The 17,664-nt window shown below is 66.0% G+C and carries 18 protein-coding genes; 15 read left to right on the top strand and 3 right to left on the bottom strand.

Annotated features, from left to right (window positions below; all coding sequences use genetic code 11):
* The first annotated feature begins 153 nt into the window (after positions 1-153).
* The 15 genes from F623_RS0105425 to glpK all read left to right on the top strand — a co-directional run bounded on the left by F623_RS0105425 (position 154) and on the right by glpK (position 14,557).
* Entirely contained in the window at positions 154-1,119 is a 966-nt protein-coding gene (locus F623_RS0105425) for an acetyl-CoA carboxylase carboxyltransferase subunit alpha (RefSeq protein WP_018862326.1), read from the top strand.
* Between the two features lie 37 nt (positions 1,120-1,156).
* The gene (gene tilS / locus F623_RS0105430; RefSeq protein ID WP_026278754.1) at positions 1,157-2,386 is read left to right on the top strand and encodes a tRNA lysidine(34) synthetase TilS; all 1,230 of its coding nucleotides are present in this window, start codon (positions 1,157-1,159) and stop codon (positions 2,384-2,386) included.
* 183 nt (positions 2,387-2,569) lie between these two features.
* Complete coding sequence (locus F623_RS0105435) at positions 2,570-3,265, top strand: ABC transporter substrate-binding protein (protein ID WP_026278755.1); 696 nt, start codon at positions 2,570-2,572, stop codon at positions 3,263-3,265.
* Positions 3,258-3,851 (top strand): SiaB family protein kinase, encoded by a 594-nt coding sequence (locus tag F623_RS0105440; RefSeq protein ID WP_018862329.1) that lies wholly within the window; start codon positions 3,258-3,260, stop codon positions 3,849-3,851. The genes F623_RS0105435 and F623_RS0105440 overlap by 8 nt, the downstream gene beginning before the upstream one ends.
* Positions 3,851-4,243 (top strand): DUF1987 domain-containing protein, encoded by a 393-nt coding sequence (locus F623_RS0105445; protein WP_018862330.1) that lies wholly within the window; start codon positions 3,851-3,853, stop codon positions 4,241-4,243. The genes F623_RS0105440 and F623_RS0105445 overlap by 1 nt, the downstream gene beginning before the upstream one ends.
* A 32-nt stretch (positions 4,244-4,275) precedes the next feature.
* Complete coding sequence (locus F623_RS0105450; protein WP_018862331.1) at positions 4,276-5,112, top strand: GGDEF domain-containing protein; 837 nt, start codon at positions 4,276-4,278, stop codon at positions 5,110-5,112.
* The gene (locus F623_RS0105455; protein WP_018862332.1) at positions 5,109-6,785 is read left to right on the top strand and encodes a PP2C family protein-serine/threonine phosphatase; all 1,677 of its coding nucleotides are present in this window, start codon (positions 5,109-5,111) and stop codon (positions 6,783-6,785) included. Before F623_RS0105450 ends, F623_RS0105455 begins: the two co-directional genes overlap by 4 nt.
* Positions 6,786-6,881: 96 nt before the next feature.
* Positions 6,882-8,549, top strand: coding sequence for a CTP synthase (locus tag F623_RS0105460; RefSeq protein ID WP_018862333.1), 1,668 nt, complete (start codon positions 6,882-6,884; stop codon positions 8,547-8,549).
* A gap of 51 nt (positions 8,550-8,600) precedes the next feature.
* On the top strand, positions 8,601-9,443 hold the full coding sequence (gene kdsA / locus F623_RS0105465) for a 3-deoxy-8-phosphooctulonate synthase (RefSeq protein ID WP_018862334.1): 843 nt from the start codon (positions 8,601-8,603) through the stop codon (positions 9,441-9,443).
* 83 nt (positions 9,444-9,526) lie between these two features.
* Positions 9,527-10,804, top strand: coding sequence for a phosphopyruvate hydratase (gene eno / locus F623_RS0105470; RefSeq protein WP_018862335.1), 1,278 nt, complete (start codon positions 9,527-9,529; stop codon positions 10,802-10,804).
* A gap of 156 nt (positions 10,805-10,960) precedes the next feature.
* Positions 10,961-11,368, top strand: a complete 408-nt coding sequence (gene ftsB / locus F623_RS0105475; RefSeq protein ID WP_018862336.1) for a cell division protein FtsB — start codon at positions 10,961-10,963, stop codon at positions 11,366-11,368.
* Complete coding sequence (ispD, locus tag F623_RS0105480) at positions 11,361-12,110, top strand: 2-C-methyl-D-erythritol 4-phosphate cytidylyltransferase (RefSeq protein ID WP_018862337.1); 750 nt, start codon at positions 11,361-11,363, stop codon at positions 12,108-12,110. The genes ftsB and ispD overlap by 8 nt, the downstream gene beginning before the upstream one ends.
* On the top strand, positions 12,107-12,607 hold the full coding sequence (ispF, locus tag F623_RS0105485; RefSeq protein WP_018862338.1) for a 2-C-methyl-D-erythritol 2,4-cyclodiphosphate synthase: 501 nt from the start codon (positions 12,107-12,109) through the stop codon (positions 12,605-12,607). The genes ispD and ispF overlap by 4 nt, the downstream gene beginning before the upstream one ends.
* On the top strand, positions 12,604-12,990 hold the full coding sequence (locus F623_RS0105490) for a VOC family protein (RefSeq protein WP_018862339.1): 387 nt from the start codon (positions 12,604-12,606) through the stop codon (positions 12,988-12,990). The genes ispF and F623_RS0105490 overlap by 4 nt, the downstream gene beginning before the upstream one ends.
* Positions 12,991-13,039: 49 nt before the next feature.
* Positions 13,040-14,557 carry a glycerol kinase GlpK gene (gene glpK / locus F623_RS0105495; protein ID WP_018862340.1) on the top strand — a complete coding sequence of 506 codons (1,518 nt, stop codon included), beginning with the start codon at positions 13,040-13,042 and terminating at the stop codon, positions 14,555-14,557.
* Between the two features lie 155 nt (positions 14,558-14,712).
* Here glpK and F623_RS0105500 read toward each other — a convergent pair whose 3' ends face one another.
* The 3 genes from F623_RS0105500 to F623_RS0105510 all read right to left on the bottom strand — a co-directional run bounded on the left by F623_RS0105500 (position 14,713) and on the right by F623_RS0105510 (position 17,658).
* Complete coding sequence (locus tag F623_RS0105500; RefSeq protein WP_018862341.1) at positions 14,713-15,561, bottom strand: pirin family protein; 849 nt, start codon at positions 15,559-15,561, stop codon at positions 14,713-14,715.
* A 271-nt stretch (positions 15,562-15,832) separates the two neighbouring features.
* Positions 15,833-16,687 (bottom strand): ABC transporter ATP-binding protein, encoded by an 855-nt coding sequence (locus F623_RS0105505; RefSeq protein ID WP_018862342.1) that lies wholly within the window; start codon positions 16,685-16,687, stop codon positions 15,833-15,835.
* Positions 16,687-17,658, bottom strand: coding sequence for an iron ABC transporter permease (locus tag F623_RS0105510; protein ID WP_018862343.1), 972 nt, complete (start codon positions 17,656-17,658; stop codon positions 16,687-16,689). Before F623_RS0105510 ends, F623_RS0105505 begins: the two co-directional genes overlap by 1 nt.
* Positions 17,659-17,664 lie beyond the last annotated feature (6 nt).

A 17,664-nucleotide genomic window follows, 5' to 3' on the forward strand; every position in this document is an offset into this window, starting at 1 on the left:
CCGAGTCCCGCGGAATCGGGCGGCCAGGAGGGACGCATGGTCCGGCCGCATCTTCGGGGACAGGTCTCGGTCGGTCTCGAATCGGCAGCGAAGTGCGGGGTAATTGGTTACAATTCCGCGCCTGACGCCCATCTTTCCGACGCGGGACCCTGCATGAATCCGGATTTTCTCGACTTCGAACAACCCATTGCCGAACTGGAAGCCAAGATTCGGGATCTGCGCTATGTGGGTGACGATGCCGAGGTCAACATCCAGGAAGAGATCCAGCGCCTGGAGGAGAAGTGCCGTTCGCTGACGGAGAGCATCTTCGCCAAGCTGAGCCCCTGGCAGGTCGCGCAGATGTCGCGCCATCCGAAGCGCCCGTACACGTTGGACTATATCCCTCAGCTGTTCGACGAGTTCGAGGAGCTCCACGGTGACCGGACCTATGCGGATGACCCAGCGATTGTCGGTGGCGTGGCGCGCCTCGACGGGCGCCCGGTGATGATCATTGGCCACCAGAAGGGCCGCCAGACGCGCGAGAAGGTCTACCGCAACTTCGGGATGCCGCGCCCGGAGGGCTATCGCAAGGCCCTGCGACTGATGGAGACGGCCGAGCGCTTCCGGCTTCCGGTCCTCACGTTTATCGACACCCCGGGCGCCTATCCGGGCGTGGGTGCCGAGGAGCGCGGCCAGAGCGAGGCGATTGCCCGCAATCTGATGGTGATGGCGCGGCTGGATACGCCGATCATCGCGACCGTGATTGGCGAGGGCGGCTCGGGCGGCGCGCTGGCGATCGGGGTCGGGGATGCCACGCTGATGCTGCAGTACTCGACCTACTCGGTCATCTCACCGGAGGGTTGTGCCTCCATTCTCTGGAAGAGTGCCGAACGCGCGTCCGAGGCGGCGGAGGCGCTGGGTATTACCTCGCAGCGCCTGCACGATCTGGGGCTGGTCGATCGCATCGTCCCCGAGCCGCTGGGCGGCGCCCATCGCGATCCCGAGACGATGTCGGCGCAGTTGCGCTCGGCACTGCTGGAAACCCTCGATGGCCTGGAGGCGCTGGACCCGGCCAAGCGGTTGGATCGGCGTTACCGCCGCCTGATGGACTACGGTGCCTTCCAGGAAGCCGCCTCCTGAGACATCGGGCCGGGGGCCGGATCGCGCCCACCCGGTGATGGTCGCCGTTCGGGCCTTTTTGCAGGATCACCCCGGTTCTACTTCCCTGCGGGTTGCCTTTAGCGGCGGCCGCGACTCCTCTGTTTTGCTGCATGCGCTCGCGCGATTGCGCCCTCAAGGGCTTGAGGCCTGGCATGTGAATCACGGTCTGCGACCGGATGCCGATGCGCAGGCGGCGTTCTGTGTGCGCGTTGCCGAGGTGCTGGATGTACCGCTGACCGTACGCAAGGTGACCGTTCTTGATGACGCCTCCGAGGGGCCGGAGGCTGCCGCGCGCCGTGCACGCTACACGGCCCTGCGCGAGGGCCTCGGGGGACGGGACCTGATCCTGACCGCCCAGCATGCCGACGACCAGGCTGAGACCTTCTTGCTCGCCGCGCTGCGCGGGAGCGGGCCGGAGGGCCTTCAGGGCATGCGGGCAATGCGTCGCGAAGGAGATACCTGGCTGGGGCGGCCGCTGCTGGAGGTCCCGGGCGAGGCCATCGCGGACTACGCACGGACTTCGGGGCTCGGCTGGTACGACGATCCGAGCAATGAGGACACCCGCTTCGATCGCAATTTCCTGCGCCGCGAGATCCTCCCGCGGCTGGCGGAACGCTTCCCGGTTCATCAATCCCTGGCGCGCTGTGCCCGCTGGCAGCAGGAGGCTGTCGACCGACTGGCGAGTCTGGATGAGCAACTCCCCGATGACGCCCCGTTGCCTGTTGCTGCGTTGGCGGGTCTGGATGCGGCAGAGCGGCGGGCACGGATGCGAGCATGGTTGCGCGCACAGGGCCTAAGTCCCCCGGGGCACGCCCGGCTGGAAGAGTACTGCCGACAACTGGAAACCCATGCGCCGGATCGCAGTCCCGAGCTGCGCTGGGCGGGCGGCTGGATGGGTGTCTATCGGGGCATGATCCACACCCAAGCCCCTGGTGCGAATCCACCCGGGCCGGGTGACGTAACCCCCTGGCCACCGGGGCAAGCGCGCCTGACACTCGCGGACGGCCGCGTGCTGGAGCGCGCGGCGCTGAGCGCTTTGGGTGTGGACCCTCTGGAAGAGTTGGAGATTGGTTATCGCGCAGGAGGCGAAACGGTCGTGACTCCGGCGGGGCGTCGACCCTTGAAAAAGCTGCTGCAGGAGAGGGGTGTTCCACCATGGGAGCGCGAACGTCTGCCGCTGGTGATGCGGCGATCGGACAGGCACGTCGTGGCCATTGTCTGGCGGGATGGGGCATTGGGACTCTGACGGTTGAGCGCCCCAGGATGGCGCGGCGCCCGACACTGTGGTTTCGGCGCAGTTGACGGGGCGATCGTAAAAGCCAATGCTTGAGCTTCGTCACGCTTTTTAGGGGCCCCAAGTGTGAGATCGATCAGTCGTCGGGTCGGAGAATGTGCCCAGGGGCTTGCGCTTGTGGTCGCGGTGCTGGGTATCGCATCGGCGCAGGCCGGAAGCCTCAACCTGGCCACCGAGAGTTATCCGCCATTCAACTTCGAGACGCCGGATGGCGAGCTCGACGGTATCTCCGTGCGCGTGATGAACCAGCTGCTCAAGGAGACCGGGATCGAGGCGGAGATCCGCTTGCTGCCCTGGAGTCGCGCCTACGCCGAAGCGCAGTCGAGCCCCGACACCTGCGTGTTTTCCACGACCCGCACGCCGGAGCGCGAAGAGCTGTTCGAGTGGGTCGGCCCTCTGGTGGAGAATCAGTGGCATGCCTATGCCCTTGAGGGCTCCGACGTCGCAGCGTACTCGCTCGAAGACCTGCACGACTATCGAGTGGGCGGTTACCGGGATGATGCCGTCGCGTTATATGTCGAGGCACGGGGGATTGAGGTCGATACCGCCCCCAATGACCGACTGAATGCGCGTAAGCTCGCGGCCGACCGGATTGATGTCTGGGTCAGTGGCGAGCATCTCGCACCCTGGTACGCGCGTCTGGAAGAGATCGGCGAACTGCGCTCGCTGTTTGCCTTCAACGACACGGTGATGTCGCTCGCCTGCCACCGGGATACCGATCGCGATCGGCTGGACCGCCTCCAGGTCGCGCTGGATGCCATGCGCGAGGATGGCCGCTACGCAGCGATCGTCAGTGATGTACTCGACAGTAACGGAGGCGCGGATGACTGAGTTCGCCACGCAGCGCGAAGCCGATCGGGGTGGCCTGATCGCCGAAGAGGTGCTGGACTTTCAGCGCAACATGACCCGGCGCGGCATCATCTTTTCGTTCACCGGCTATATCTCGGAAGGCATCCTGAAGGCGCTCGGCGACGCGCTGCGCCAGAAGATCCGGCTGGAGTCGACGGACAACAAGACCGTGAATAGGGTGTTCTCGGTGTTCGTCGAGCAGGTGCAGAACATCATCCGCTACTCGGCCGAACGCATCGAGCATGATGCAGAACCGCCGGTGGAACTGAGCTCGGGAATGATTACCGTTGGTTCCGAAAAAGGCCGGTTTTTCGTGATTTGCGGCAATATCATCGCCCGCGAAGACGCCGATACTCTGGGCGGGCGGCTCCGCGAGTTGCAGGGGATGGACCCGGAAGCCCTGAGGCGGTTCTACAAGGAAAAGCTCCGCGAGCCGCCGGACGAGGGCAGTAAAGGCGCCAGCATCGGGCTGATCGAGATCGCGCGCCGTGCGAGCGAGCCGATCCAGTTCGATTTCGAGCACCTCTCCGACGCGTATTCCTATTTTGTACTGAAGGCCTATATCTGATGGCAGCATTGGACCCCATTCGACACGAGGCAACGGACCGCACCCCGGAGGTCCTGTTCGATTTCGCGGCGGGGCAATATCGCATCGCCGGCGAGTCCTATCCGGAGGACGCCGCGAGCTTCTATGGGCCCCTAACCCAGGGGTTGCGTCAGGCGGTCGAGGAGCGGGCCAGCGAGTCGCTGGAGTTCAGCGTCGAGATGATCTACTTCAACAGCTCGACCGCGAAGGCCCTGATGAACCTTTTCCAGATCCTTGAGGACGCCGCGGAGGCCGGCATGAGTGTACGGATCAATTGGTGCTACCACGAGGATGACGAGACGATGGAAGAGTTCGGCGAGGACTTTTCCGAGGACTTTGCCCACGCTGACTACCGTATGTGCCCGACATCATGAACGCCTCTCGCGACTCCAAACAGCCAGTGACGATGCCGCCCACCTCAGGCGACGGCGACGATCCGGAATCCCTTGCCGACTTTTCGCTGTTCGAGCAGGAAAAACAGATTATGCAGCGCTCCGAGCAGATGCTGGAGGCGCTGGATGACGTGGCCGAAGGCGTGCGTATGCTGGCCAAGGCCTACTCCGAGGGATACCGCATTCAGCGCCGCATGATGCGTATGAGCGACCGCATGCAGCTGGATCTGCAGGCCGCGAACCGCCAGCTGCGCGAGCAGGCCACCCATCTGGAGCAGCTCAACTGCGCGCTGTCGGACGAGGTGCGCGAGCGCGAACGCCTGACGGTGGAGCTTGAGCGCCTGGCGCTGGAAGATGCCCTAACCGGGCTGTTCTCTCGCCGCCGGGTGATCGACTGCGTGGAAGGTCTGGCCGAGACCGTGGGCGACCAGACCCGTTCCATCACCGTGATGATGCTCGACCTCGACGACTTCAAGGCCCTGAATGACACACACGGCCATGCGGCCGGAGATTACGCCCTGCAGAGCTTCGCCGATATCCTGCGCGGGGAGCTCGGCGCCGATCAGTACGCCGGGCGCATGGGGGGCGAGGAGTTTCTGGTGGTGGCCGCGGATCTCGATTTCGATGGGGCCGTGACTCTGGCAGAGCGCATTCGTACCAGTGTCGAGGAGACAATCCCGCGCTGGAACGACCAGCCGCTTCACCTCGAGGTTTCCATTGGGCTGGTGGTCACGACCGAGCGCTGGCCGGACGCCGGGGCACTGGTCGCCGCGGCGGATGATCTGCTCTACCGCGCGAAGAACAAAGGCCGTAACCGCGTCGAGGTCCAGTTCCACGGCGAGCCTGCATGACGGAGTCCGGACCGGCGCGCAGCCGCAGCCTGGTCGCCAAACTGGCGCTTGCGACCCTGCTGGTTGCGCTCGCGCTCAGCCTGCTGGCGAGCGCCTATGTGATCGCGGCCGACTCGCGAGCCTTTCACGCCGAAACCCTGGAACAGATTGACCGGCTGCAACGGCTGGTTGCGCCTCCGGCGGCCGAGGCGGCCTACCAGTTGAATGCGGATCAGGCCGAATCGCTGGTGGCGGGGCTGCAGGCCTTTGACGAGATCCATCGCGCCGAGATCCTCGACGACTTTGGGCGCACCCTGGCCGAGGTGGAACGCGAGGGGGGTGGCGCCTCCTGGCTGGGAGAGCGTCTGTTCGGCGCCGATCGTCAGCACGAGCGCGAATTGCTCCACCCGGATCTGCGCGAGACCAATGGCGCGGTCGGCACGTTGCGCGTGGAGCTTGCCCCCGATGTCCTGGCGGCTGCCCTGGTCGAGCGCCTGCGCAACAGCGTAATCACCAGCGTGGTACAGGCGCTGATCGTCTCGCTCGTGGTCGTGCTGCTGTTCTACGGCCTGATGCTGCGTCCGATGCTGCGCATCTCCCGGGCCGTGGCGGGTACCGACCCCGACCGCCCGGCCCAGTGGCCGCGGCCCGAAATGGGGCATCACGCCAACGACGAACTGGGGGCCCTGGACCGGTCGCTGGATCGGCTCCTGCATGCCTTTCAGCAGGGTCTCGATGCCCGCGACGGCGCGCGGGGCGAACTGAAGGCCCTGAACGAGGACCTGGAACGTCGAGTGGTCGAACGAACCCGCGAACTGGAGGCGGAGAAGCAGGAAACGGAACGTGCGCTGGCACGGGTGGACGAGGCCAACCGCGAGCTCGAGCGCAGCAATCGGCTCGTCGTGGAGAGTATTCGCTACGCACGGCGCATCCAGACGGCGATGCTTCCGGACAAGCACGCCCTGGACGGGCACCTGGACGAAGTACAGGTCTACTGGGAGCCGCTGCATCTGGTCGGGGGCGACTACTTCTGGCTGGAAGCCATCGACGGGCGCAGCGTACTGGTCGCGGCGGACTGCACCGGGCATGGCGTCCCGGGTGCGTTTATTACCCTGGTGCTGGCTTCCGCGCTGGATCGCATCCTGCATGAACACCGGCTGCTGGAGCCGTCGGCAATCCTGCGCGAGATGGATCGCCTGGTGCGCTCGCGCCTGCGCCAGGACGGCCAGGACTCCGATTCCGATGACGGGCTGGAGGCGGCAGTCTGCGTCTATGATCCGGATGGCCGGACATTGAACTTTGCCGGTGTGGGGCTTCCGCTCATCATTGATCGCGGGGGAGAGGTTGAGGAGATTCGCGGCGTTCGTGGCGGTCTGGGGTATCGCAGCCTCGAGCCTGCGCAGCCGGTGGATCACGTGGTGTCGGTGGAACCCGGCATGGAATTCTTCCTGATTACCGACGGAGCCCACGACCATGTGGGTGGCGAGCCGCCGCGACTGTTCGGGCGCCGGCGTCTGCGCCAGGTGTTGGCGGAAAAGTCCCCGCGTGACCTGAGCGCCAAGATCGACTCCGTGGTCCGGGTGCTGGAGGATTATCGCGGCGGCGAACCGCGGCGTGACGACATGACGCTGGTGGCCTTTCGGCCGCTTCCACCCAATGCGCAAAGTGTGCTTCGCGAGGCCACCGCCGATTGAGCCGACAGGGGCTCTCTGGTAGCATTTCGGCCGATTTGAGCCGCCCGTGAGCCCTTTTGTGGCGGGGGTCCGTCGTCACCTAGCCAGGTTTCCCGCATGACGCGTTATGTATTCATTACCGGAGGCGTGGTTTCGTCTCTGGGCAAAGGCATTGCATCCGCCTCGCTGGGGGCCATCCTCGAGGCGCGCGGTCTCAAGGTGACGCTGCTCAAGCTCGACCCCTATATCAACGTCGATCCGGGCACCATGAGCCCGTTCCAGCACGGCGAGGTCTTCGTGACCGACGACGGCGCGGAGACGGACCTGGACCTGGGGCATTACGAGCGCTTCGTGCGTATCCGCACCTCGCGGCGCAACAACTTCACCACCGGGCAGATCTACGAGAACGTGATCCGCAAGGAGCGCCGCGGCGACTACCTGGGTGGTACGGTGCAGGTGATCCCGCATATCACCGACGAGATCAAGCGCTCGATCCGCGAGGGCGCGGGCGATGCCGACATCGCGCTGATCGAGATCGGCGGTACGGTGGGCGATATCGAGTCTCTGCCGTTCCTTGAGGCCATCCGCCAGATGGGGGTGGAGCTGGGGCACGAGAATGCCCTGTTCATGCACCTGACCCTGGTGCCCTTCATTGCCGCCGCCGGCGAGATCAAGACCAAGCCGACCCAGCACTCGGTCAAGGAACTGCGCTCGATCGGGATCCAGCCGGATATCCTGCTGTGCCGCTCGACCCAGGCGATACCCGAGGGGGAGCGGCGCAAGATTGCGCTGTTCACCAACGTCGAGGAGAAGGCTGTCATCTCCGCGGTGGACGTGGACAACATCTACAAGATCCCGTTGTGGCTGCATTCGCAGAAGCTGGACGAGATCGTGCTGCGCAAGCTGCACATTGAGGCCCCGCAGGCCGACCTGTCGGACTGGAAGCACGTGGTCAATGCCATGGAATTTCCGGAATCCGAGGTGACCGTCGGCATGATCGGCAAGTACGTCGATCTGACCGAGTCCTACAAGTCCGTGAACGAGGCGCTGACCCATGCGGGTGTGCAGGTCGGGACCCGAGTGCGGATTCGCTATCTCGATTCGGAAAAGCTCGAAGGGGCGGAAGCCGAGATCCAGGGCGAGATGGAGGGCCTGGATGCGATCCTCGTACCCGGTGGCTTTGGCGAGCGCGGTGTCGAGGGCAAGATCGCGGCCGTCCGCTATGCGCGCGAGCACGGGGTGCCGTATCTGGGCATCTGCCTCGGCATGCAGGTGGCGGTGATCGAATTCGCGCGTGACCGGGCCGGGCTCGAAGACGCGCACAGTACGGAGTTCGCCCCGGATACCCCGCATCCGGTCATCGCCCTGATCACCGAGTGGCAGGACCGCGAGGGTCGTATCGAGCGGCGCGATGCCGAGAGCGATCTCGGCGGTACGATGCGCCTTGGGGCGCAGTCCGCGCGACTGGCTCAGGGTTCGCGAATTGCGGAGGCCTATGGTCGCGAGGATGTCAGCGAACGCCATCGCCACCGGTTCGAGTTCAACAATGCCTATCGCGAGCGGCTGGAGGCAGCCGGTCTGAACATCTCCGGCGTCTCCGAATCCGGCGAGCTGGTCGAAGCGGTCGAACTGGCGGACCACCCGTGGTTCATCGGTTGCCAGTTCCACCCGGAATTCACCTCCACCCCGCGCGACGGGCATCCGCTGTTCACCGGGTTCATTCGTGCCGCGCGTACGTATCAGGACACGCGCGAGCCGGAGACCACGACGGCGCTGACGGACTAACTACGCTTCGCGGCTGGTCCCGTGAGGGTCGGTCGCCGGACAGGACAGAGCATGCAGCTTTGTGGTTTTGAAATCGGCCTCGATCGGCCCTTTTTTCTGATTGCCGGCCCGTGCGTTATCGAATCCGAGGCGATGGCCCTGGACACCGCGGGTGCGCTCAAGGCGATCACCGACGAGCTGGGTATCCCGTTTATCTACAAGTCCTCGTTCGACAAGGCGAATCGCTCCTCGACGAAGAGCTTCCGTGGTCTGGGGATGGATGAGGGCCTGCGCATCCTGGAACAGGTGAAGCAGCAACTGGGCGTCCCGGTGCTGACCGATGTCCACGAGGACACGCCGCTGGAGGAGGTTGCGGCCGTGGTGGACGTGCTGCAAACACCCGCGTTCCTTTGCCGGCAGACGAACTTCATCCAGAACGTCGCGCGCCAGGGGCGCCCGGTGAACATCAAGAAGGGCCAGTTCCTGGCGCCCTGGGATATGGGCAATGTTGTAGACAAGGCGCGCGAGGCGGGCAATGACCAGATCATGGTCTGCGAACGCGGCGTCTCCTTCGGCTACAACACACTGATCTCGGACATGCGGGGTCTGGCCCAGATGCGCCAGACCGGCTGCCCGGTGGTGTTCGACGCCACGCATTCGGTCCAGCAGCCGGGCGGGCAGGGCGCGAGCTCCGGGGGCCAGCGCGAATACGTGCCCGTGCTGGCGCGGGCCGCCGTCGCCTCCGGGGTGTCGGGTCTGTTCATGGAGACCCACCCGGACCCGGAGCACGCACTCTCCGATGGGCCCAATGCCTGGCCGCTGCAGCGCATGGCGGAGCTGCTGACCACGCTCAAGGCGCTGGATGCGGCCACCAAGGCCCAGCCGTTTGCCGAGGCCGAGTACGGGCTGGGTTGAGGCACGATTACAGATTCAAGAGTTTCGTTTAACTTCCGCTTCCAACTGTCGAGGCGGATGGGTTTATTTTTCAAGGAGAAAGCATGTCCCAGATTGCGGAGATTCATGCCCGCGAGATCATCGACTCGCGGGGCAACCCGACGGTCGAGGCCGACGTTGTCCTGGATTCCGGCGCGATGGGTCGCGCCGCGGTGCCGTCGGGGGCCTCCACCGGGGCCCGCGAGGCGCTGGAACTGCGCGACGACGAGGCGCGCTATGGCGGCAAGGGTGTGCAAAAGGCCGTGGGCCATGTGAATGGCGAGATCCGTAACGCCCTGCGCGGCATGGAACTGGACCAGACGGCGGTCGACCGCCGCATGCTCGAGCTGGACGGTACCGAGAACAAGTCGCGCTTGGGCGCGAACGCGCTGCTGGCTGTGTCGATGGCGGCGGCGCACGCGCAGGCGGCCGATCGCGAACAGCCGCTGTTCGAAGTCATGGGCGGGGAGCAGGCGAACCTGCTGCCCGTGCCGATGATGAACATCATCAACGGCGGGGCTCACGCCGACAACAGCGTCGACATGCAGGAGTTCATGATCCTGCCGGTGGGCGCGGATTCCGTGCGCGAGGCCGTGCGTTACGGTGCCGAGGTGTTCCATGCCCTGAAGAAGGTGCTGGGCCAGCGCAATCTGGCGACAGGAGTGGGGGACGAGGGTGGTTTTGCCCCGGACCTGCCGTCCAACTCGGCCGCGATCGAGGTCATCCTCGAGGCCATCCACAAGGCTGGATTCAAGGCCGGGCAGGACATCTGGCTGGGGCTGGACTGCGCCAGCTCCGAGTTCTACCGCGACGGCCGTTACCACCTCGATTCCGAAGGCAAAGCCTTCTCTGCCGACGAGTTCTGCGACTACCTTGCACACTGGGTCGACCAGTACCCGATCCTGACCATCGAGGACGGTATGGGCGAGGACGATTGGGATGGCTGGAAGGTCCTGACCGAGCGCCTGGGTGATCGCGTGCAGCTGGTCGGCGACGACCTGTTCGTGACCAACACGCAGATCCTGCAGGAAGGGATCGACAAGGGCGTGGCCAACTCGATCCTGATCAAGCTGAACCAGATCGGCACCGTGACCGAGACCCTGGAGGCCATCGAGCTGGCGCGCAAGGCGATGTACACGGCGGTCATCTCCCATCGTTCCGGCGAGACCGAAGACGTGACCATCGCCGATCTGGCCGTGGCCACTGGGGTAGGCCAGATCAAGACCGGCTCGCTCTCGCGCTCGGATCGCGTAGCCAAGTACAACCAGCTGATCCGGATCGAGGAGCATCTGGGGTCCCGGGCGCGGTATCCCGGCATGGATGCGTTCAACATCCGGCGATAGGGCGGCGGTTGCGTCGTTTGCCACGTCCGGGGTTCACAGCCTGCGGGGCGGTTCCTGTGCCCCACGACGAATGGGCCGTAGAATGCCGGGCATGGAAGCTCGACTCTCTCCCTTGCGGCTGGCCGAGGCGGCCGGTCGCGGTCGCGGGAATCGCTGATGCGCGGGTTGCTGATCGGTCTGGCCGTGGTGCTGCTGCTGTTGCAGTGGCCGCTGTGGCTGGGCGAGGGCAGCTGGCGCGATGTGCGCGACCTGCGCAAGCAGGTAGAGGAGCAGCGCGCGGCCAATGCCGAGCTGGAACAGCGCAATCAGGCGCTGGAGGCCGAGGTACAGGACCTGCGTACCGGCACCGATGCAGTGGAAGAACGCGCGCGTCGCGACCTGGGCATGATCCGCGAAGACGAAATCTTCTTCTTCGTGGTTGGCGAGGACGACGACCGGCGCCCGGTGCCAGAGCCGCTGCCGGATCCGGCGCGGGACGTGTCCCCGGGGCCTGCCGAGATCCCGGACCGCGAGCGCGAGCCGGCAACCGATACGCTGCCACCCGAGGATCCGTTTGATGGCTGATCCCGACGCAACCAGTTCCTCCACGGAACCCGCCTACTGGGCTCTGATTCCGGCCGCTGGTGTGGGCCGGCGCATGGGCTCGGACCGACCCAAGCAGTTCCTGACGCTGGGTTCGCGCACCATCCTCTCGCATACCCTGTCGATCTTTTTGGAGCACCCGCGCATTCGCGGTGTTGTCCTGGTACTAGGGCCGGATGTGGACCCGGACGCGCTGGATCTTCCGACGGCGGGCGGCCGCCTGTTCCGGGTAGCCGGTGGTGCCGAGCGGGCCGATTCGGTCCAGAACGGCCTCGATTTCCTGCAGGAGCGGGCTTCTCCCGACGACTGGGTGCTGGTGCACGATGCGGCGCGACCCTGCCTGCCACGCGCGGACCTGGACCATTTGCTGCAATCGCTCCGGGATGATCCGGTAGGCGGTTTGCTGGCCACGCCCAGCACCGACACGGTCAAGTGGAGCGACGAGTATGGGCGGGTCGAGCGCACGCTGGAACGCGAGCGCGTCTGGCGTGCACTGACCCCGCAGATGTTTCGCCTGGGCATGTTGCGGGAGGCCAATCGGGCCGCACGCGAGGCTGGTCACCCGGTTACCGACGAGGCCAGCGCGATCGAGTGGCATGGTGCCCGTCCGCGCCTGATCGAGGGCTCGATGATGAACATCAAGATCACCCGGGCCGAGGATCTGGAGCTGGCCCAGCTGTACCTGATGCAACAGCGGCGTCTGGACGGGAGATTCCGGCCATGAGCCGCATGCGCGTGGGACAGGGCTTCGACGTGCATGCCTTCGGGCCTGGCGAGCATCTGGTCCTGGGCGGTGTGCGCATCCCCTTCGATCACGGCTTTGTCGCGCATTCCGATGGCGACGTTCTGCTGCACGCGATCTGCGATGCCTTGTTCGGGGCCGCGGGGCTGGGAGATATCGGTCGCCACTTTCCCGATACCGACGAGCGCTTTCGTGGGGCGAACAGCCGCGATCTGCTGCGCGAGACCCTGCGTCGGGTCCAGGAGGCCGGCTGGCGTCCGGTGAACGTCGATGCGACCGTGATCGCACAGGCACCGAAGATGGCCCCGCATGTGGCGGCGATGGAGGACCACATTGCCGCGGACCTGGGGCTTGCGGCTGATTGCGTGAACGTCAAGGCGACGACCACCGAGCGCCTGGGCTTTACCGGACGCGGAGAAGGCGTGGCGGCCCAGGCAGTGGTGCTGCTGGAGCCTTATTCGGGGCTGATGCACGTATGACGGCGGTTCAATCCCCAAGTGTGCTGGGTCTGGATCACGTCAGTGTCGTGATCACCGACCTGGAGGAGTCTGCGCGGTTCTATGGCGAGATCCTGGGACTGCGCTCCGTGGAACGTCCGGATCTCGGCTTTCCGGGGTTGTGGTATGACCTGGGTGGCGGGCAGACCCTGCACCTGCTGGGTGTGCCCAACCCGGACGCCACCGAACGCGATGTTCGCGGGGGACGCGATCGGCATCTGGCCTTGCGCGTACGTGGTCTGGACTCCTTGCTGCAGCGCCTGGAAGACGCTGGTCACACGGCCGAGCGCAGCCAGTCGGGGCGACCGGCCGCGTTCGTCCGCGACCCGGACGGCAACACCGTCGAACTGATCGAGGCGGGCTGACACCGCGCGGGTGCGCCGCGCCGAAACCCCCGCTGCACGAGGAGGGAACATGGACGGCGAGTACATCCTGGCCCTGGATCAGGGCACGACCAGTTGCCGGGCGATCCTGTTCGATCGTGATGCGGCGATTATCGGTGTCGCCCAGCGCGAGTTCACCCAGCACTACCCGCAGCCCGGCTGGGTCGAGCACGACGCGATGGAAATCTGGGGCACCCAGATCGGGGCGGCACGCGAGGTGCTGGAGACCCGCGGCATCAAGCCGGCCCAGCTCGCAGCCATCGGCATCACCAACCAGCGCGAAACCACCGTGGTCTGGGACCGTGAAACCGGCAAGCCCATCCACCCGGCGATCGTCTGGCAGGACCGACGCACCGCGAGTTTCTGCGACGAGCTGAAGGCACGCGGGCTGGAGGAGACGATCCGCAGCCGCACCGGTCTGGTGGTGGATGCCTATTTCTCCGGCACCAAGCTTCGCTGGCTGCTGGAGCAGGTGGACGGTGCGCGCGAGCGCGCGGAGCGCGGCGAGCTGCTGTTCGGCACCATGGACACCTGGCTGATCTGGAACCTCACCCGTGGCGAACGGCATGTGACGGATGTCTCCAATGCCTCGCGCACGCAGCTGTTCAACATCCACGAACTCGAATGGGATGACACGCTGCTGGGCGAGCTTGAGATCCCTAGGGCCATGCTCCCGGAGGTCCGCGCCTCGAGCGAGGTGCTGGGCCATACAGGCACCGAGATGTTCGGGGGCAACGAGATCCCCATCGCCGGCGTGGCCGGCGACCAGCATGCCGCGCTCTTCGGGCAGACCTGTTTCGAACGCGGCATGGCCAAGAACACCTATGGCACTGGCTGCTTTCTCCTGATGAATACCGGCACCGAGCCGGTCACGTCGCACTCGGGTCTGCTCACGACTGTCGCCTGGAGCATCGATGGCCAGGTCGAGTACGCCCTGGAGGGCTCCATCTTCATCGCCGGCGCCGCGATCCAGTGGCTGCGCGACGAACTCAAGCTGATCGACTCGGCCGAGGACTCGGAATACTACGCGAGCAAGGTGGAGGACTCCGACGGCGTGTATGTCGTCCCGGCATTCGCGGGGCTCGGGGCGCCGTACTGGGACATGTATGCCCGCGGCGCGATCTTCGGGCTGACGCGGGGTACGCGCAAGGAACACATCACCCGCGCCACGCTGGACTCTCTGGCCTACCAGACTAAGGACGTGATCGACGCGATGGAGCAGGACTCCGGCATCGCACTGAAAGGCCTGCGCGTCGACGGCGGCGCGGTTGCCAACAACGTGATGATGCAGTTCCAGGCCGACATGCTCGGGGTCAATGTCGAGCGGCCGACGGTTACGGAGTCAACCGCGCTGGGAGCTGCTTATCTGGCGGGGCTGGCCGTGGGTTTCTGGTCGCGCGACGAACTGGAGCAAAAAAGCCAGCTGGACCGGGTATTCGAGCCGCAGATGGATGCGGCCACCCGCGATCGCTACTACCGGGGGTGGAAGAAGGCTGTACAGCGCACGATGGGCTGGGCACGCGAGGACGACAACGAGGCGACCGACTAGCGGGCGGGTGGCCTGGCCGGTGTGGGCAGGGGCTTCGCGGGCAGGCCCGCTCCCAGAGTGATCTGGGTGGCGCCGGATGTCGAAACCAGCGCTCTGCCCCCTGTGGGAGCCGCCCTGGCGGCGAAGTCCCTCCCAGAGTCAGCCCCTCTGCCTGACTAGTTGATGCTGGCTGGCTCGGCCGCGAGCTGGCCGGACTGGTAGTCGCTGATCGCCTGCTCGATCTCGTCGGAGGTGTTCATCACGAACGGGCCGTAGTGGGCGATCGGTTCGCCCAGCGGGCGGCCCTTGAACAGTAGCACCCGCGCATCCTGCTGTGCGATCAGGTGGATCTGCGTCTGTCCGCTCCAGGTGCCCAGCTGGCCGGTCTTCAGCCCGGTCAGTTCCCCGTCGTAGACGTAGGCGAGCACCCGATCGTCCAGCTGGACGGCCAGTGACAGGCGGTACCCGGCCGGCAGGCTGAGATCTGCCATGGCCGCGCTTTCGCCGATCTGTTCCAGCGGGCCTTCGGTATCCCCGGCGCTGGTCTGCCACGAACCGGCGATCGCCTTGAAGTGCAGCGGGCCGTCGTCTTCCGGCAAGTGACGCATCTCATCGGCGCGCACGTCGCGGTAGCGCGGCGGGTCCATCTTGCGCCGTGCCGGCAGGTTCACCCAGAGCTGGAAGCCGTGCAGCCCGTCCGAGTCCAGCAGGGGCATCTCGGAGTGGATAACCCCGCGCCCGGCGCTCATCCACTGGGCCTCGCCGGCCTCCACACGGCCCTGGTTGCCCATCGAATCCTCGTGGGTCAGACCGCCGTGGACGAGGTAGGTCAGCGTCTCGAAGCCGCGGTGCGGGTGGGAGGGAAAACCGCCGATGTAGTCCTCCCTGGCGCTGGCCTTCAGCTCGTCCAGCATCAGGAACGGATCGAGTCCCCCGTTAAAGTCGTGAATACGGCGAATCTTTACCCCGGCGCCATCCTGGGTCGGTTGAGCGGTGCGTACGGTGTCCGGGGGGGTCGGGTTCATGGCGGTCTCCTTCGCAACAAGGCCTGCACCATACCGACCATGAAAACAAAAGAAAATTGCACTGCGCCCTTTCATGGGGCGGTTTGCGACCGGAGGGGTATCCGCTGAGCGCTAGGGAGACGCTGATTGCATCACACGTCCGCGCTCGAGTCGCTTTTGCGTGCGAACAGGGCGCGGTGACCGCCGTGCAGCATTCTGCATAAGGGAGCCGCAACGCAGGATCGGGGAATTGGGGGTACCAACGCGGACGTGTGATGCAATCAGCGTCCCCCTAATCGGGGCGTGGCATGAAAACCGGGTATCCGTCGATCTCGCCGACCCCCAGGGGCTGGTTGTACAGCCGTTCCAGCGCGGACGGCACCAGCATGGTTCGGGTGGGACCCCAGCAGGCCTTGCCGTCGGGGAACATCAGAAGCAGGTGATCGCAGTAGCGTACCGCCAGGTTCACGTCGTGCAGCACCAGGATTGCGGCGCGGTCGCCCCGGGCGATACGGCGTATGTGATCCAGCACCGCGATTTGATGATGCAGGTCGAGCTGGCTGGTGGGCTCGTCCAGCAGCAGGAGGCGCGGGTTCTGGGTGAGCACGGTGGCGATGGCCAGGCGCTGGCGCTCGCCGCCGGACAGGGTGTCCACCAGGCGGTGCTCCAGCTCGGCTAGGTCCATCCGGGCCAGGGCGGCACGGGCCTGGGCGTAGTCCTCGGCGGTCTCGATGTCCCAGGGCCGCAGGTAGGGGTGGCGGCCGATCAGGGCCGTCTCCAGCACGGTCGCGGGGAATCCGTCGTGGTGCTTCTGGAAGACCAGGCCCAGTTCGCGCGCCAGCCGGGCGCGGGAGTATTCGGGGAGCGAACGGCCTTGCACATGGATCTCTCCCGTGCGGGCCGCGCGCAGCCCGGCCAGGGTATGAAGCAGGGTGCTTTTGCCAGCCCCATTCGGGCCGAGGATGCCCCAGCACTGTCCCGGATTGATGGTCAGTTCGATGGGCGAGCCGCTGGCGCGTTCCGGGATGTCGATAACCAGATCGTGGGTGGCCAGCAGGGTGTCAGGCCCCGGCGCCTCGTGCACGCTCTCGGTGCTGGACGCGTGGGGATCGCCGTGACGTTGGGGATCGGCAGTGTGCGGAGGCATCAGCGGCTCCGGTACAGCAAGAACAGGAACACGGGGACGCCCAGCATCGCGGTGATCACGCCGACGGGCAACTGCTCCGGGGCGATCATCGTGCGGGCGAGGGTGTCGGCCAGCGTCAGCAGAATGCCGCCCCCGAGTGCCGAGGCGGGCAGGATCACGCGCTGGTCGTTGCCGAAGACCAGCCGGAGCATGTGCGGCACGATCAGCCCGACAAAGCCGACCGCGCCGACCTGCATGACCGCGGTGGCCGTGATCAGTGCCGCCGCGACGTAGATCGTCCACTCCACTGGCCGTACGGCCACGCCCAGCGCCGCCGCCTGCATCGGGCCGCGCGCCAGGACGTTCAGCGTCCGCCCCAGGGGCAGGGCCAGCAGCACGACCAGCACCAGCACACCCCAGGCGGGGTAGGGGTTGCGGGCGTGGGAGACATCGCCCATTAGCCAGTAGAGCATCCCGGGCAGCTCCGCGGTCGGGCTCACGGCGAGCAGGAAGCTGATCACCGCCCCCCAGCCGGCCGCCACGACCACGCCGGTCAGCAGCAACCGTGTTGGGGTCCAGCTGCCGGTGCCGTGCGCGAGGCCGAATACGATCACCGTGGACAGCAAGGCACCGGTGAAGGCGGCGACCGAGACCGAGAACATCGACAGGCCAGCGAGCATGGCCAGCAGCGCACCGACGGAAGCACCCCCGGACAGACCCAGCACATAGGGGTCGGCAAGCGGGTTGCGCAGCAACACCTGCATCAGGGCGCCAGCGACGCCCAGCAGCCCGCCGGCGGCGAACGCGGCCAGGGCGCGTGGCAGGCGCAGTTCCAGCACCAGGGTGCTGTGCAGGCGACTCCCTTCGCCCTGAATCACGGCGATCAGGTCCCCGGCAGGAATGGCGACACTGCCATAGGCCAGTGCGATCAGGATCGCGAGCAGCGACGCCGGGAGCAGGACCCCCGTGGCGAGGAGGAAGGAGCGGGTCACGAAGGG

Origin of the sequence: Thioalkalivibrio sp. ALD1, from assembly GCF_000381245.1 — a bacterium.
Taxonomy (GTDB): domain Bacteria; phylum Pseudomonadota; class Gammaproteobacteria; order Ectothiorhodospirales; family Ectothiorhodospiraceae; genus Thioalkalivibrio.